The sequence below is a fragment of the Mycolicibacterium fallax genome (assembly GCF_010726955.1).
In the GTDB taxonomy this organism is placed as follows: Bacteria; Actinomycetota; Actinomycetes; order Mycobacteriales; family Mycobacteriaceae; genus Mycobacterium; species Mycobacterium fallax.
In genome coordinates this window covers 560,626-576,621 of record NZ_AP022603.1, presented here as the reverse complement: position 1 = coordinate 576,621, position 15,996 = coordinate 560,626, and the positions used below count along the sequence as shown (strand labels likewise).

The 15,996-nt window shown below is 71.5% G+C and carries 15 protein-coding genes; 8 read left to right on the top strand and 7 right to left on the bottom strand.

The genetic code is table 11. The features are described from left to right. Positions 1-4 precede the first annotated feature (4 nt). On the bottom strand, positions 5-2,713 hold the full coding sequence (gene alaS, locus G6N10_RS02780) for an alanine--tRNA ligase (protein ID WP_085094061.1): 2,709 nt from the start codon (positions 2,711-2,713) through the stop codon (positions 5-7). A 53-nt stretch (positions 2,714-2,766) separates the two neighbouring features. Then, the gene (locus G6N10_RS02775; RefSeq protein ID WP_085094059.1) at positions 2,767-4,113 is read right to left on the bottom strand and encodes a replication-associated recombination protein A; all 1,347 of its coding nucleotides are present in this window, start codon (positions 4,111-4,113) and stop codon (positions 2,767-2,769) included. A gap of 34 nt (positions 4,114-4,147) precedes the next feature. Here G6N10_RS02775 and G6N10_RS02770 point away from each other — a divergent pair, with 34 nt between their 5' ends. Continuing rightward, positions 4,148-4,729: a hypothetical protein gene (locus tag G6N10_RS02770; protein WP_085094056.1), complete on the top strand. Its 582-nt coding sequence runs from the start codon at positions 4,148-4,150 to the stop codon at positions 4,727-4,729. 9 nt (positions 4,730-4,738) lie between these two features. Here the strand turns inward: G6N10_RS02770 and G6N10_RS02765 are convergent, their stop codons facing one another. The 3 genes from G6N10_RS02765 to aspS form a co-directional block, all read right to left on the bottom strand. Next, complete coding sequence (locus G6N10_RS02765; protein WP_085094116.1) at positions 4,739-5,578, bottom strand: DUF3097 domain-containing protein; 840 nt, start codon at positions 5,576-5,578, stop codon at positions 4,739-4,741. A 191-nt stretch (positions 5,579-5,769) separates the two neighbouring features. Beyond that, positions 5,770-5,937, bottom strand: coding sequence for a hypothetical protein (locus G6N10_RS02760; protein WP_163742173.1), 168 nt, complete (start codon positions 5,935-5,937; stop codon positions 5,770-5,772). Positions 5,938-6,027: 90 nt separating this feature from the next. Next, positions 6,028-7,818 (bottom strand): aspartate--tRNA ligase, encoded by a 1,791-nt coding sequence (gene aspS / locus G6N10_RS02755; protein WP_085094054.1) that lies wholly within the window; start codon positions 7,816-7,818, stop codon positions 6,028-6,030. Positions 7,819-7,904: 86 nt separating this feature from the next. Here aspS and G6N10_RS02750 point away from each other — a divergent pair, with 86 nt between their 5' ends. Together G6N10_RS02750 and ypfJ are read left to right on the top strand one after the other, a co-directional pair. After that, positions 7,905-8,408, top strand: a complete 504-nt coding sequence (locus G6N10_RS02750) for an SRPBCC family protein (RefSeq protein ID WP_085094052.1) — start codon at positions 7,905-7,907, stop codon at positions 8,406-8,408. Positions 8,409-8,457: 49 nt separating this feature from the next. Then, positions 8,458-9,351 carry a KPN_02809 family neutral zinc metallopeptidase gene (ypfJ, locus tag G6N10_RS02745; RefSeq protein WP_085094050.1) on the top strand — a complete coding sequence of 298 codons (894 nt, stop codon included), beginning with the start codon at positions 8,458-8,460 and terminating at the stop codon, positions 9,349-9,351. 10 nt (positions 9,352-9,361) lie between these two features. On the opposite strand, the gene G6N10_RS02740 is transcribed toward ypfJ, so the two are convergent. Both G6N10_RS02740 and G6N10_RS02735 read right to left on the bottom strand, forming a co-directional pair. Further along, positions 9,362-10,246 (bottom strand): acyl-CoA thioesterase, encoded by an 885-nt coding sequence (locus G6N10_RS02740; protein ID WP_085094048.1) that lies wholly within the window; start codon positions 10,244-10,246, stop codon positions 9,362-9,364. A 19-nt stretch (positions 10,247-10,265) separates the two neighbouring features. Beyond that, the gene (locus G6N10_RS02735; protein WP_085094046.1) at positions 10,266-11,123 is read right to left on the bottom strand and encodes an LLM class flavin-dependent oxidoreductase; all 858 of its coding nucleotides are present in this window, start codon (positions 11,121-11,123) and stop codon (positions 10,266-10,268) included. 104 nt (positions 11,124-11,227) lie between these two features. Between G6N10_RS02735 and G6N10_RS02730 the strand changes: the two genes are divergently transcribed. From G6N10_RS02730 to G6N10_RS02710, 5 genes are all read left to right on the top strand, one after another. Beyond that, positions 11,228-11,836: a TetR/AcrR family transcriptional regulator gene (locus G6N10_RS02730; RefSeq protein WP_085094044.1), complete on the top strand. Its 609-nt coding sequence runs from the start codon at positions 11,228-11,230 to the stop codon at positions 11,834-11,836. 127 nt (positions 11,837-11,963) lie between these two features. Next, positions 11,964-13,193, top strand: a complete 1,230-nt coding sequence (locus G6N10_RS02725) for an amidohydrolase family protein (protein WP_085094042.1) — start codon at positions 11,964-11,966, stop codon at positions 13,191-13,193. Positions 13,194-13,202: 9 nt separating this feature from the next. Beyond that, entirely contained in the window at positions 13,203-14,345 is a 1,143-nt protein-coding gene (locus G6N10_RS02720; protein ID WP_085094040.1) for an acyl-CoA dehydrogenase family protein, read from the top strand. After that, entirely contained in the window at positions 14,342-15,577 is a 1,236-nt protein-coding gene (locus G6N10_RS02715; RefSeq protein ID WP_085094038.1) for an acyl-CoA dehydrogenase family protein, read from the top strand. Before G6N10_RS02720 ends, G6N10_RS02715 begins: the two co-directional genes overlap by 4 nt. Before the next feature lies 1 nt (position 15,578). Then, positions 15,579-15,995 carry a nuclear transport factor 2 family protein gene (locus G6N10_RS02710; protein ID WP_085094036.1) on the top strand — a complete coding sequence of 139 codons (417 nt, stop codon included), beginning with the start codon at positions 15,579-15,581 and terminating at the stop codon, positions 15,993-15,995. Position 15,996: the final 1 nt, after the last annotated feature.

The window sequence follows — 15,996 nt, the reverse complement described above, 5'->3', positions numbered from 1 at the left end:
GTCGTCAGTCCCGGGCGATCTCGGCGCGCAGCGCGGCCAGCCCGGCGTCGATCCCGGCGGCGTTGCGCCCGGAGCCCTGGGCCAGGTCCGGCTTGCCGCCGCCGCGCCCGTCGACCGCCGCGCCCAGCACCCGGACCAGGTCGTTGGCCGACAGGCCGCGCGCCGCGGCGGCCTGGTTGACGGCCACCACGAACGGCACCGAACCGCCCTCGCCCTCGGCGATCAGGGCGACCACCCCGGGACCGTCGCCGAGCTTGCCGCGGATGTCGCCGACCAGCGAGCGCAGGTCGGCGGCGGACATGCCCGCGGCCATCCGCTGGGCCACCAGCGCCACCCCGCCGACCGATTCGGCGCCGGCGGCGGCGTTGGCCGCGGCGGCGCGGGCGTTGGCCAGCCGGGCCTTGTCCAGTTCCTTCTCGGCGGTCTTGAGCTTCTCGACCAGGGTCGCGACCCGGCCGGGCACCTCCTCGGAGGGCACCTTCAGCGACGACGCCAGCCCCGCCATCAGGGCGCGTTCGCGGGCCAGATGCTTGAAGGACTCCAGCCCGACGTAGGCCTCCACCCGGCGCACCCCGGAGCCGACCGAGGATTCGCCGAGCAGGGTGACCGGGCCGATCTGGGCGGAGTTGCGCACGTGGGTGCCGCCGCACAGTTCCAGCGAGAACGGGCCGCCGATCTCCACCACCCGGACCCGGTCCGGGTAGGCCTCGCCGAACAGCGCCATCGCGCCCATCGCCTTGGCCTGGTCCAGTTCGGTGAGGAAGGTGTTGACCTCGAAGTCGGCCTGCACGGCCTCGTTGGCGATCTGCTCGATGTCGGCGCGCTGGGTCTCGGTCAGCGCGCCCTGCCAGTTGAAGTCGAAGCGCAGGTAGCCGGGCCGGTTCAGCGAGCCGGCCTGCACCGCGCCGGGGCCGAGCACCTGACGCAGCGCGGCGTGCACCATGTGGGTGCCGGAGTGGCCCTGGGTGGCGCCGCGCCGCCAGTTGTGGTCGACCTCGGCGGTGATCACGTCGCCCTCGACGAACTCGCCGGACTCCACGGTGACCCGGTGCACGAACAGCGTCTTGGCGATCTTCTGCACGTCGTCGACCGCGGCGCGCGCGGTGCTGCTGGCGCCGGTGCCGGTCAGCGTTCCGACGTCGGCGATCTGGCCGCCGGATTCGGCGTAGAGCGGGGTGCGGTCCAGCACGATCTCGACCCGGCTGGCCGACTCCTCGCCGGGCTCCGGGCGGCCGGTGTGCGACACCACCGGGACCCGTTTGCCGTCCACGAAGATGCCGAGAATCCGGGCCTGGGTGGTCATTTCGTCGAAGCCGGTGAACTCGGTGGGTCCGGCGTCGACGAGTTCGCGGTAGGCCGACAGGTCGGCGTGGGCGTGCTTGCGGGCGGCGGCGTCGGCCTTGGCGCGGCGGCGCTGCTCGGACATCAGCTCCCGGAAGCCCAGTTCGTCGACGGCCAGCCCGGCCTCGGCGGCCATCTCCAGGGTCAGGTCGATCGGGAACCCGTAGGTGTCGTGCAGGGCGAACGCGTCGGAGCCGGTCAGCACCGACTTGCCGGCCGCGCGGGTGGCCTCGGCGGCGTCGGTGAACAGCTTGGAGCCGGCGTCCAGGGTGCGGTTGAACGCGGTCTCCTCGGCCACCGCGATCCGGTTGATCCGGTCGAAGTCGGTGACCAGCTCCGGGTACGACGGGCCCATCGCGTCGCGCACGGTGGCCATCAGCGCGGCCATGATCGGGTCGTCGACACCGAGCAGCTTGGCCGCCCGGATGATCCGGCGCAGCAGCCGGCGCAGCACGTAGCCGCGGCCCTCGTTGCCGGGGGTGACGCCGTCGCCGATGATGATCGCGGCGGTCCGGCTGTGGTCGGCGATCACCCGGTAGCGCACGTCGTCGGCGTGGTTGCCCTGGCCGTAGCCGCGCGGCGCGCGGGCGGCGACGATGTCGATGACCGGGCGCAGCAGGTCGATCTCGTAGACGTTGTCGACGTTCTGCAGCAGGCAGGCGATCCGCTCGATGCCCATGCCGGTGTCGATGTTCTTGCGCGGCAGCGGCCCGAGGATCTCGAAGTCGTCCTTGCTGGTGCCCTCGCCGCGCTCGTTCTGCATGAACACGAGGTTCCAGATCTCGATGTAGCGGTCCTCGTTGGCGATCGGGCCGCCCTCGATGCCGTAGTCCGGCCCGCGGTCGTAGTAGATCTCCGAGCACGGCCCGCACGGGCCGGGGATGCCCATCGACCAGTAGTTGTCGGCCATCCCGCGGCGCTGGATCCGCTCGGGCGGCAGCCCGGCGATCTCCTGCCACAGCCCCTCGGCCTCGTCGTCGTCGTAGTAGACGGTGGCCCACAGCCGCTCCGGGTCGAACCCGTAGCCGCCGTCGTCGACCGAGTTGGTCAGCAGCGACCAGGCCAGCTCGATCGCGCCGCGCTTGAAGTAGGCGCCGAAGGAGAAGTTGCCGGCCATCTGGAAGAAGGTGTTGTGCCGGGTGGTGATGCCGACCTCGTCGATGTCCGGGGTCCGGATGCACTTCTGCACGCTGGTCGCGGTGTCGTACGGCGGGGTGCGCTGGCCCAGGAAGAACGGCACGAACTGGACCATGCCGGCGTTCACGAACAGCAGGTTGGGGTCGTCGAGGATGACCGAGGCGCTGGGCACCTCGGTGTGCCCCGCGGTCACGAAATGGTCGAGGAACCGTTTCCGGATCTCGTGAGTCTGCACGTCGTCACTTTCCTGCCGTCGCAATCAACCGTCTCAGGGTACCGGCCGGGTGTTCATCGCCTGCGGATGATGTCGCGCAGCCGCTGCACCCGGCTGAGCAGCTCGCGCTCGGCGCCCCGACCGGTCGGCCGGTAGTAGTCCACCCCGACCAGATCGTCGGGCGGGTACTGCTGGGCCAGCACGCCCTCGGGGGCGTCGTGGGCGTACCGGTAGCCCTGGGCGTGCCCGAGCGCGGCGGCCCCGGCGTAGTGCCCGTCGCGCAGCTGGGCCGGGACCGGCCCGGCCTTGCCGGCCCGCACGTCGGACATCGCCGCGCTCAGCGCGGTGGTCACCGCGTTCGACTTCGGCGCGGTGGCCAGGTAGGTGGTGGCGTGCGCCAGGGTCAGCTGGGCCTCCGGCATCCCGATCAGCGCCACCGTCTGGGCGGCCGCGGTGGCGACCAGCAGCGCGGTGGCGTCGGCCATCCCGATGTCCTCGCTGGCCAGGATCATCAGCCGGCGGGCCACGAAGCGGGGGTCCTCGCCGGCGACCAGCATCCGGGCCAGGTAGTGCAGCGCGGCGTCGACGTCGGAGCCGCGGACGCTTTTGATGAAGGCGCTGATCACGTCGTAGTGCTGGTCGCCGTCGCGGTCGTAGCGCACCGCCGCGCGGTCCAGGGACTGCTCGACGACCTCGACGGTGATCGGCCCGTCGCCGGCGGTCTGCGCGGAGACCTCCAGCGCGGTCAGCGCCCGGCGGGCGTCCCCGGCGGCCAGCCGCACCAGCAGGTCCAGCCCGTCGTCGGTGACGGCGACGGTGCCGCCGAGCCCGCGCGGGTCCTCGACGGCCCGGCGCAGCACGGTGGCGATGTCGGCGGCGCCCAGCGGCTGCAGGGCCAGGATCAGCGACCGCGACAGCAGCGGGGCGACCACCGAGAACGACGGGTTCTCCGTCGTCGCGGCGACCAGCAGCACCACCCGGTTCTCCACCGCGGCCAGCAGGGCGTCCTGCTGGGTCTTGGAGAACCGGTGCACCTCGTCGATGAACAGCACGGTGGCCTGGCCGTGCACCGCGGCCCGGCGGGCCGCGTCGATGACCGCGCGGACCTCCTTGACCCCGGCCGAGAGCGCCGAGAGCGCCTCGAACCGGCGCCCGGTGGCCTGCGAGATCAGCGAGGCCAGCGTGGTCTTGCCGGTGCCGGGCGGACCGTAGAGGATGACCGAGGCGGCCCCGGAGCCGTCGACCAGGCGGCGCAGCGGCGAGCCGGGCCCCAGCAGGTGGTCCTGCCCGAGGACCTCATCGAGGGTGGCCGGGCGCATCCGGACCGCCAGCGGGGCGCCCGGGTCCGGGCCTGCGGCGGCGGCCGGTGCGGCAGGCTCGACGTCGAACAGGCCGGCCGTATCGTCTGGGGAATCCGGCACCGCTCAGACTTACCACGGCGATACACTGCCCGCCATGAACACCCGTCGCCGCGCCGCCGCGCTTGCCGGGGCGCTGGCCGCCACCGCGGCCCTCACCGCCGCCCCCGCCCAGGCCATCCTGCCGCCCGCCGATGGCACCTATGCGTTCAGCATGGCCGGTTCACCGGGAACCATCTGGACCATGCAGACGCTGTGCAGCCAGCCCAGCGGGACCCGGATCCAAAGCGACTACACCGACATCGACATCCAGTCGATGGGCTGCGACCTGCTGGTGGCCGCCAAGCCGGCCGAGCCGATGGGCCGGGCCAACCGGCTGGTCAGTTTCGATCAGCGGTTCAAGCTCACCGGCGGGTTGTGGACCGCGAACTTCACCAGCCCGGAGGGGGCGGAGTGCCCGGGCGGCGGGTATGCGCCGACCACCGAGACCTACTCGTTCACCGAGAACGGGCTGACCGGGACGCACCGGCGAGTCACCCCCGAGCAGTGCGGGCTGCCCGCGAGCATCGAGAAGACGCCGTTCACCCTGGCGTTCCTGGCCCCGCTGGATCCGCCGGTGATCAACCGGTTCCCGATGCAGTGCAACTACCTGGCCGGACGGCCCAGCATCTGCTCGTAGCCGGGCCGGTCATCCGGTGGCGGTGACGAAGTCGATCAGCTCCTCGACCCGGCCGATCAGCGCGGGCTCCAGGTCGTTCCAGTCCCGGACCGCCGAGCGGATCCGCGCCCAGGCCGCCGCGGTGTCGGCCTGGTCGCGGTGCGGCCAGCCCAGCGCCGCGCAGATGCCCTTTTTCCAGTCGGTGCCGCGCGGGATCGTCGGCCAGGACTCCAGGCCGAGCCGGGCCGGCTTGACCGCGGCCCAGATGTCGATGAACGGGTGCCCGACCACCAGGGTGTCCGGCCCGCCGGGCCCGGCGGCCACCGCCGCGGCGATCCGGGACTCCTTGGATCCGGCCACCAGGTGGTCGACCAGCACCCCGAGCCGGCGCTTGGGGGTGGGGCCGAATTCGGCGACGATGGCGGGCAGGTCGTCGATGCCGCCGAGGTATTCCACGACGACGCCCTCGATGCGCAGGTCCGCACCCCAGACCTGCTCGACGAGTTCGGCGTCGTGGCGGCCCTCGACGTAGATCCGGCTGGGCAGCGCGACCCGGGCGCGGGCCCCCGCGACGGCCACCGAGCCGGACTTGGTGCGGGCCGGCGCGGCCGGGGCCTTGCCGCGCGGCGGGGTCAGGATGACCGGCTTGCCGTCGATCAGGTAGCCGGGGCCGACCGGGAAGCCGCGCACCGTGCCGCGGCGGTCCTCCAGGTCCATTCGGCCGTACTCGATGCGGACCACCGCGCCGACGAAGCCGCTGGTGGCGTCCTCGACCACCAGGCCGATCTCGACCGGTTGCTCAGTGGAGCGAACCTTGCGGCCCGCGTGCGGGTTTCGGGCCAGTACGTCCATGCCGTAGCGGTCAGTCACCCGGGCCATGCTAGTCGGGCCCTGTTACAGATGTGACTATTGGTGCTGAAGTGAGTCACCCTCCAGCGGTGCGACGTCCACCGACACCTCGATGACGGGCACGTCCGCGTAGTCCCGGCACCCGCAGACCACGATGTGGCGCTCGTCGACCAGCACCGGTCAGCCGGGCCGGCCTCGCGCGCGAGAACGGCTTACAGGTGCCCCATCTCCCGGGCCATCCGCGACGATTCCAGGTAGCTGGGTTCGCGGTGCGCGCACACCGGATGCGGTGCGCTCTCGGGCAGATGCGGATGCGGGATGTGCAGATGCCGATGGTGCTGGGCGGCGCCCGACCCCTCCGGCCGATGAATGTGGAACATGATGACCCCCGTCAGTAGGATTTGACTGACCTCAGTCAATCACCGGCGGGGCGCCGGAAAATCATCCAAACGAACGATTTTCGGCGCTGGTCAGGGCGCGGTCTTGGCCTCCGGTTTGGCGGCCTCCGGTTTGGCGTCGATGCCGGCCTCCTTGCGCTGGGCGGCGGTGATCGGGGCCGGCGCGTCGGTCAGCGGGTCCACCCCGCCGCCGGTCTTCGGGAACGCGATCACCTCGCGGATGGAGTCCTCCCCGGCCAGCAGCGCGGTGATCCGGTCCCAGCCGAACGCGATGCCGCCGTGCGGCGGCGCGCCGAAGGTGAAGGCGTCCAACAGGAATCCGAACTTGTCCCGGGCCTCGGCCTGCTCGATGCCCATCATGGCGAACACCCGCTCCTGCAGGTCGGCGCGGTGGATGCGGATCGAGCCGCCGCCGATCTCGTTGCCGTTGCAGACGATGTCGTAGGCGTCGGCCAGCGCCGCACCGGGATCGGTGTCGAAGGTGTCGATGCTCTGCGGCTTGGGCGAGGTGAACGCGTGGTGCACCGCGGTCCAGGCCCCGGAGCCGACCGCCACGTCGCCGGAGGAGGTCGCCTCGTCGGCGGCCTCGAACAGCGGCCAGTCCACCACCCAGGTCAGCGCCCAGGCGTCCGGGTCGATCAGATCCAGCCGCTTGGCGATCTCGATGCGGGTGGCGCCCAGCAGCGCCCGGGCGCCCTTGGCCGCGCCCGCGGCGAAGAACACGCAGTCCCCCGGCGCCGCGCCGACGTGGCCGGCCAGGCCGTCGCGTTCGGCGTCGGTGAGGTTCTTGGCGACCGGGCCGCCGAGGGTGCCGTCCTCGCCGATCAGCACGTAGGCCAGGCCCTTGTGGCCGCGCTGCTTGGCGAACTCCTGCCAGCCGTCGAGGGTGCGCCGCGGCTGCGAGGCCCCGCCCGGCATCACGACGGCGCCGACGTAGGGCGCCTGGAACACCCGGAACGGGGTGTCGGCGAAGTAGTCGGTGCATTCGACGAGCTCGACGCCGAAGCGCAGATCCGGCTTGTCGCTGCCGAATCGGCGCATCGCCTCGGCGTAGCCGATCCGCGGCAGCGGCAGCTCCAGTTCCACCCCGATCAGCGCCCACAGCGCGGCCAGCACCCGCTCGGAGACGGCGATGACGTCGTCGGCGTCGACGAAGCTCATCTCCATGTCCAGCTGGGTGAACTCCGGCTGGCGGTCGGCGCGGAAGTCCTCGTCGCGATAGCAGCGGGCGATCTGGTAGTAGCGCTCCATCCCGGCCACCATCAGCAGCTGCTTGAACAGCTGCGGGCTCTGCGGCAGCGCGTAGAACGAGCCGGGCTGCAGCCGCGCGGGCACCAGGAAGTCCCGGGCCCCCTCCGGGGTGGACCGGGTCAGGGTGGGGGTCTCGATCTCGACGAAGTCGTGCTCGGCGAGCACCGCGCGGGCGGCGGCGTTGACCTTGGAGCGCAGCCGCAGCGCGTTGCCCGGGCCGGCCCGGCGCAGGTCCAGGTAGCGGTGCCGCAGCCGGGCCTCCTCGCCGGCGGTCTCGTCGAGCTGGAACGGCAGCGGCGCGCACTCGCCGAGCACCGTCAGCGCGGTGGCGTTGACCTCGATCTCGCCGGTGGCGATGTCGGGGTTGGCGTTGCCGTCGGGACGGATCTCCACCACGCCGGTGACGCTGATGCAGAACTCGGCGCGCAGCCGGTGCGCCTGCTCCAGGACCTGGGCGTCGCGGAACACCACCTGGGCCACCCCGGTGCCGTCGCGCAGGTCGATGAAGATGACGCCGCCGTGGTCGCGCCGGCGGGCCACCCAGCCCGCCAGGGTGACGGTCGCTCCGGCGTCGGTGGGCCGAAGGGCACCGGCACTGTGGCTGCGCAGCACGAAAACTCCTGAGACTCGCGGGGTGGGGCCGGCTGGCCCCCAGATGGTCTCTGCAGTCTATGCAGCGCCCCGGCTAGGCTGCGGACATGGCCAAGCGTTACCCCTGCCAGCGGGTCGGGCTGGATTTCATCGACTCCGCGCCGCACCGGTTCGTCAGCACCGTCGACCTGGGCATTTCGCCGCAGGAACTATTCGAGGTGCTCTCCGACGCGGAATCCTGGCCGGTGTGGGCGAGCGTCATCACCAAGGTGACCTGGACCAGCCCGCCGCCGCACGGGGTGGGCACCACCCGCACCGTGACGATGCGCGGTGCGATCGTCGGCGACGAGGAGTTCCTGGCCTGGGAGCCGCACACCCGGATGTCGTTCCGGTTCAACGAGTGCTCCACCGCCACCATCTCGGCATTCGCCGAGGACTATCGGGTGGTGCCCACCGCCGACGGCTGCACGCTGACCTGGATCATGGCGCTGCGGCCCAACGGCCTGGCCGGCCGGGTCGGGTTGACGCTGGGCGGCCCGGTGATGGGCTGGATGTTCCAGCGATTCCTGCACAATCTGCGCCGGTACACCGACGCGCGCTACTCGGTGTGACACTCTTGCCTACACGCGGTGGCCGCCGCAGCGGCCGGATGGAGGGGCGATGACCTTTAACGAGGGTATCCGGATTGACACCGGCACCACCTCCTCGCGCGGCGGGATGAGCGGGCGCGGGATGGCCGTCGGCGGCGGGGTCGGTGGCCTGGTGGTGGTGCTGATCGCGTTGTTCTTCGGCGTCGATCCGGGCAGCCTCACCGGCGGCCAGACCGGTGGCCAACTGCCGGCCGGCCCGTCCTCCGGCGCGGTGGACTATTCGCACTGCAAGACCGGCGCGGACGCCAACCGGGACGTGGTCTGCCGGGTGATCGCCACCGGAAACTCGGTGGACGCGGTGTGGAAGACCCAGCTCAAGGGCTATCAGGCGCCGAAGCTGGTGCTGTTCCGGGACGGCGTTGACACCGCCTGCGGGGCCGCGACCAGCGCGGTCGGCCCGTTCTACTGCCCCGGCGACCGGACCGTCTACATCGACACCGACTTCTACGACGTGCTGGTCGAGCAGTTCGGTTCCAGCGCGGGCCCGCTGGCCCAGGAGTATGTGATCGCCCACGAGTACGGCCACCACGTGCAGAACCTGCTCGGCGACATCGGCAAAGCCCAGCAGGGCGCGCAGGGCGCCACCGGCAACAGCGTGCGCACCGAGCTGCAGGCCGACTGCTACGCCGGGGTGTGGGCGCATCACGCGTCGGTCACCCCGGCGCCGGGCACCGACACCCCGTTCCTGAAGCCGCTGAGCGATCAGGACATCACCGACGCGCTGTCGGCGGCGTCCTCGGTCGGCGACGACCGGATTCAGAAGGCCGCCACCGGCCGGGTCAGCCCGGAGTCCTGGACGCACGGCTCGGCCGCGCAGCGCCAGCACTGGTTCACCGTCGGCTACCAGACCGGCGACGCGCGGCGCTGCGACACCTACAACGCCCGCGACCTCGACAACGGCTGACCCGCCGGCCTCACAGCCGGGACTCGGCCTTGATCGAGCTGTCGGTGGTGCGCAGCGGGCGGATCATCGCGTCCTGGGTGAACGACGCCACCAGCTCGCCCGCCTCGGTGTGCACGGTGCCGCGGATGTAGGACATGCCCGCGCCGACCTGAGTGCTCTCGTGGGTGTACAGCAGCCAGCCCGCGGCGCTGAACGGCTCGTGGAAGGTCACCCCGATGGTCATCGGCGCGGTCGAGACGGTGTAGTGCGCCTGGGCGGTGCCGATCCCGGCGTGCGCGCGCATCGTCGTCGAAATGCCCAGGTGGCCGGTGAAGTACGCCACCAGCGCCTTGGCCAGCCCGTCGTCGGTCGGCGCCGGGTCGTAGTGCAGCCAGGCGAACAGCTCCGGCGGGCCGACTTCGTCGGGGCTGTTGACGTCGAGGACGTCGACGAGGCGGACCTGACGGCCGGCCATCGGCATGGTGCAGACGTTGGCCTGCGCCGGCCCGGCGACCTCGGGCCGGGGCTGCTGATGGCGGATGACGTCGCCGCTGGGCACGTCGGCGAGCACCGTGACGGTGATCGCCCGCTTGCCGTTCTGGCTGGCGGTGACCACCGCGGTGGCCATCGAGCGGCCCTCGTGGAAGACGTCGACGGCCAGCTCGACGGGGGCGCCGACCATCACCGCGCGGCTGAACACCGCGTGCGCCGAGCGCACCGACTTGTCCGGGAACCGTTTGGCGACCGCGACGATCGCCTGGGCCAGCACCTGGGTGCCCTCGACGACCTGGCGCTCGTCCTCACCGGCGCGTCCGGTCGGCGCCGACAGCGCGCCGGAGGCGTCGGGGGCGGCGACGTCGAACAGCTCGAGCAGTTCGCCCAGGGTCCATTCGGCGGTCTCGGTTTCGGTGGTCATCGGCGGGGATTCCTCTCGGTCAGCGGGTACTCATCGGGGTGATCACGGTCTCGGCGAATTCGTGCAGCACCGCCGGCGGTGCGAAATCGGCGAACCAGACGTAGAACCGGGCCACCCCCCGGTCGGCCAGCGCGGCGAAATGCTCGACCATCGCGGCGGCGTCGCCGCACACCAGGCCGGTGCCCAGGTAGCCGAAGCGTCGTTTGCTGGTTTCGGCGATGGCGGCGGCGTCCTCGCCCTCGGGCACGAACCCCACCATCTGCTGCAGGGACACCCGGGCGGCACCGGCGGCCGGGGCAAGCGCGGGCAGCCGGTCCAGCTGGTGCGACGGGATGTTCCACCAGTCGCCGTACTGCCGGGCCAGCGCCAGGGTGGTCTTGCCGGTGCCGCCGAACAGCAGCGGGATCCGTTGCGGCGGAAGCGGTTTCTGCGTCATCGGGGTCTCGCCGTCGCAGCCCCAGCAGTCCCGGATGATGGCCACGTCGCGGGCCAGCCGGGCCGCCCTGGCCTTCGCGTCGTCGGCGTCGGGCAGCCCGAAGCGGGTGAACTCCGCGGGCCAGGATCCGGACCCCAGGCCCAGCTCGAACCGGCCGCCGCTGACCGCCGACAGCGTGACGGCCTGCTTTGCCAGCACGGCGGGGTGCCGGAACGCGTCGCAGAGCACCAGGTGCCCGATCCGCAGCCGCTCGGTGTGTGCGGCCACCCAGGTGGCCAGCGTCATGGCCTCCCAGATCGGCTGGTCGGCGGCGGCCGGGGGCTCCAGGTGGTCGATGAAGGCGATGCCGTCGAAACCGGCCGATTCGGCGGCGCTCGCGCGCGCCACGATCGCCTCGATCCCGAACCGCAGCTGCGGCAGGAACAGGAACCATTCGGCCATGGGTCCAAGACAGTAGCGGCCGATCCCCCCGCGTGCCAAGCAGTCGCTCAGCATCGCCGAAAGCCGCCGCGGAGCATCGCGGCCGGGCGGTACCCTCGGGCGTCATGACCACCCAAGCCGGGGCTCCCCCGCCCGCCGCCGAGTCCCGGGCGCAGAGCTTCATGCGTTCGGCGCTGGCGATTCTCGGCGAGACCGGCCGCACCGATTTCACCGTGGCCGAGGTGGTGGAGCGGTCCAAGACCTCGCTGCGGGCGTTCTATCAGCACTTCGCCACCAAGGACGAGCTGCTGCTCGCGCTGGTCGCCCGGATCATGGTCGATGCCACCGAGCGGTGGCGGGCCGAGACCGCCGGGCTGGCCGCCACCGACGCGCTGCGGCTGCTGATCGACCAGATCAGCGCGCCCGCCACCTCGTCCACCCAGGACAGCATCAACCGGGGCCTGACCTACTACAACGACCACTTGCTGGAGAGCCGGCCCACCGAGTTCGCCGCGGTGCTCGCCCCGCTGCACGCGCTGTTCGCCGACATCCTGCGCCGCGGCGTCGCCGAGGGCAGCCTGCGCGGCGACCTCGACGTGCCCACCGACGCGACCATCCTGATGCACACCACCCTCGGCGCGCTGCGGCTGCGCGACCTTGGCGCCGACCTGGGCGGGACGCCGATCGACGGCGGCCACCTTTCCGCCCTGTTCCTGCGCGGCCTCTCCGGCTAGCGCACCGGCTCCCAACTGCGCAAACACCGGTGTCGGCGGCCCCGGCCGGGGCCGTGGTAATGTCGTTACCAGCCCGCCCGGTAATGCCATTACCGCCTGCTTGAATCGACGTACCCAGGAGCCTTTCATGCCCTCACGCACCCTCGGCTATCCGGTTTTCGACGCCGACAACCACTTCTACGAACCGCAGGAGGCGCTGACCAAGTTCGTGCCCGATCACCGCAAGGGCGTGATCGACTACATCGACGTGCGCGGCCGCACCAAGATCGTGGTGCGCAACCAGATCAGCGACTACATCCCCAACCCGACCTTCGAGGTGGTGGCCCGCCCCGGCGCCCAGGAGGAGTACTTCCGGCACGGCGCCAACGGCAAGAGCTACCGGGAGATCATGGGCAAGCCGATGAAGGCGATCCCGGCCTTCCGCAACCCGCAGGCCCGCCTCGAGGTGATGGACAGCCTCGGCCTGGACTACACCATCATGTTCCCGACGCTGGCCAGCCTGGTCGAGGAGCGGCTCAAGGACGATCCGGACCTGATCCACGATCTGATCCACGCGCTCAACGAGTGGATGTATGAGACCTGGCAGTTCAACTACGAGGGCCGGATCTTTTCCACCCCGGTGATCACCCTGCCCAACGTCGACCGCGCGCTGGCCGAGCTGGAATGGGCGCTGGAGCGCGGCGCCAAGACCGTGCTGGTCCGGCCCGCCCCGGTGCCCGGCTACCGCGGCACCCGGTCGATGGGCCTGCCCGAGTTCGACCCGTTCTGGCAGGCCGTGGTCAAGGCCGGCATCCCGGTCTGCATGCACGCCTCGGACTCCGGCTACGCCGACTACCTCAACGACTGGGAGCCGGCCGACGAGTACCTGCCGTTCAAGCCGACCGCGTTCCGGATGGTGGCGATGGGCAAGCGGCCGATCGAGGACACCATGGCGGCGATGATCTGCCACGGCGCCTTCCACCGGAACCCGGACCTGCGGATCCTGTCGGTGGAGAACGGCGCATCGTGGGTGCCCTACCTGCAGCACCAGCTCTCGGACGTGTACGCCAAGCTGCCCGGGGAGTTCCCCGAGGACCCGGTGCAGGCGTTCCGGCGCTGCGTCTACGTCGCCCCGTTCTGGGAGGACAACTTCAAGCAGATGGCCGAGCTGTGCGGCATCGACCGGGTGATCTTCGGCTCGGACTGGCCGCACCCGGAGGGCCTGGCCGACCCGATCACCCTGGTCGACGACCTGGTCGCGCACGGCATCGACGAGGCCGGCGTGCGAAAGGTGATGGGCGGCAACCTGATCGACCTGTTCCAGGTGCCCAACCAGGTCGTCCACGATCCGGGCGTCCCGGCGCTGGCCATCGGCTGACCCGCCCGCATGACGACCGATCCCGAGCTGGCGCTCTTCGCCTCCACCGCCGCGGCCTTCCTGGAGAAGGAGGGTTCGCTGACCCGGGTGCGGGAGTTGCACGCGGCCGGCGAATCGTTCGATCCGCAGTCCTGGCGCCGGGCCGCCGAGCTCGGCTGGACCAGCCTGCTGGTGCCCGAATCCCTGGGCGGCGGAAGCGTTTCCGGCGACGGCGTGGCCGATCTGGCGTTGATCGCCGAGCAGATCGGGCACACCGTCGCGCCCGGGCCGCTGCACCCGGTCTCGGTGCTGTTGGCCGCCCTGGTCGAGGCACCGGAGTCGCACGCCGAGACCATCGAGGCGCTGATCGCCGGTGAGCTGATCGGATCGTGGGCGGTCTACGAGCCGGGCCGGCCGGCCGCCCCGATCCAGGCCGCCACCGTCGCGACCACCGCCACCGCGATCGACGGCGGCTACCGCATCGACGGCGCCAAGGACCGCATCGAGGCCGGCGGGCAGGCGCAGCTGCTGCTGGTCCCGGCGGTCTGCGACGGCGTCGTGCGGCAGTTCCTGGTCCGCACCGACGCCCCGGGTGTCACCGTCACCGAGCAGGACTGCATCGACCTGGTGAAGCGGTACGCCCGTGCCGAATTCGCCGGGGTGAAGGTGGACGCCGCCGCGGTCGTCGGCAGCGCCGAACAGAGTGCCGCGATCATCGAGCGGCAGCGCCAGGTCGCGCTGCTGCTGCAGTGCGCCGAGCTGGTCGGAATCCTCGACACGGTGCTGGATTTCACCTATCGGTGGCTCGGTGACCGGCACAGTTTCGGTCGGCCGCTGGCGTCGTATCAGGCACTCAAGCACCGCGCCGCGGACATGAAGATGTGGTTTGAGGCGGCCCGGGCCACCACCGCGGGCGCGGTCGCCGCGGTCTCCGGCCGGCACCCCGACGCCCCCCGGCTGGTCAGCGTCGCCAAGGCCTACGTGGCCGAGCGGGCCCCGGTGATCCTGCAGGACTGCGTGCAGCTGCACGGCGGGATCGGGGTGACCTGGGAACACGACCTGCACCTGTTCCTGCGCCGGACCGCGCTGTACCGGGCGATGTTCGGCTCACCCGAAGACCACCATCGCGCCGTCTACGCGATGAGCCGTCGGCACCAGGAGGCCAGCGCATGACCGAGACGGTCGAACAGTTCGCCGCCCGCGCCGCACGGTGGCTGGCCGAGAACATGCCGCGGATCGACCCGGCCGACCCGCCGTACACCGTGCGCGCCGAGCAGGCCAGCTGGGACCGGGCCAAAGAGCTGCAGCGCACCCTGCATGCCGGCGGGTTCGCCGGGATCTGCTTTCCGCGCGAATACGGCGGCCTGGGACTGGATTTCGCCTACCAGAGGGCGTTCGACGCGGCCTGCCGCGGCTACGAGATGCCGCTGATCCTCAATGTCCCGACGTTCGCGATCTGCGCGGCCACGCTGCTGGACATGGGCACCGAGGAACAAAAACGCGACCGCATCGGCGCGGCGATCCGCGGCGAGGAGATCCTCTGCCAGCTGCTGTCCGAGCCCAGCGGCGGCTCGGATCTGGCCGGGGTGATCACCCGCGCCGAGCGCACCGCGGACGGCTGGCTGATCAACGGCGCCAAGACCTGGTCCACCAGCGCGTTCGCCGCCGACTACGGGCTGATGCTGGCCCGCACCGACCCCGCCGTGCCCAAGCACCAGGGGCTGACCATGTTCCTGGTGCCGCTGGCCGCCCCCGGCATCACCATGCGCCGGATCACCGAGGTCAACGGCAACGAGGAATTCTGCGAGGAGTTCTTCGACGGCCTGCAGGTCGGCGATGACGCCGTGGTCGGCGCGGTGAACCAGGGCTGGGAGGTGGCCTCCCGGCAGCTGTTCCACGAGCGCCGCGCGGTCGGCGGCGGATCGGAGTTCTCCAGCGGTCGCGGGCCGGAGAACCTGCAGGAGGCGCCGACGGACTACCCGGCGCTGGCCGAGGCCACCGGCCAGGGTGACGACGCCCGGGTGCAGGACCTGGCCGGCCGCGCCCTGGTGCGCCGGGTGGTCAAGGAACAGCTGATCGAGCACGTCGGGTCGGCGATCGCGGCGGGCACCCTGCCGCCGACCGCGGGCACCCTGATCCGGCTGTTCCACGCCGAGACCACCGAGCTGGAGGTCGACACCGCGCTGGCGATCGCCGGCACCGCCGCGGTGATCGCCGAGGCCGGCGACAACGCCGACCTGCTGGGCCTGGGCATCCGTTATCTGTCCCGGCAGACCGGCTCACTGGGCGGCGGCAGCTCGGAGATGGCCCGAAACGTGATCGGTGAGCGGATACTGGACTTCCCCCGGGAATACGCCGCCGACCGCGGCGTCCCGTTCAACCAAGTCAAACGAGGACGCGCCTGAGATGACCGAAACCACCATCACCACCGCCGCCGAAGCGTCGCAGGCCTCCTGGGCGGCGGTGCAGTCCGGTGACCGGGAGGCCTGGCTGGCCCTGATGGCCGACGACGTCGTCATCGAGGATCCGATCGGTCCGGCCCCCACCAACGCCGACGGGCGCGGGGTGCGCGGCAAGGCCGCGGTCGCCGAGTTCTACGACACCATCGTCAGCAAGTCGAACACCAAGATCACCTGCGAGGAGACCTTCCCGTCCAGCTCGCCGGCCGAGATCGCGCACATCCTGGTGCTGCGCAGCGAGTTCGAGGGCGGCCACCGCAGCGCGGTGCGCGGGGTGTTCACCTATCGGGTCAACGACGCGGGCAAGATCACCAACCTGCGCGGCTACTGGAACCTGCAGGTGATGGAGTTCAGCCAGGCCTGAG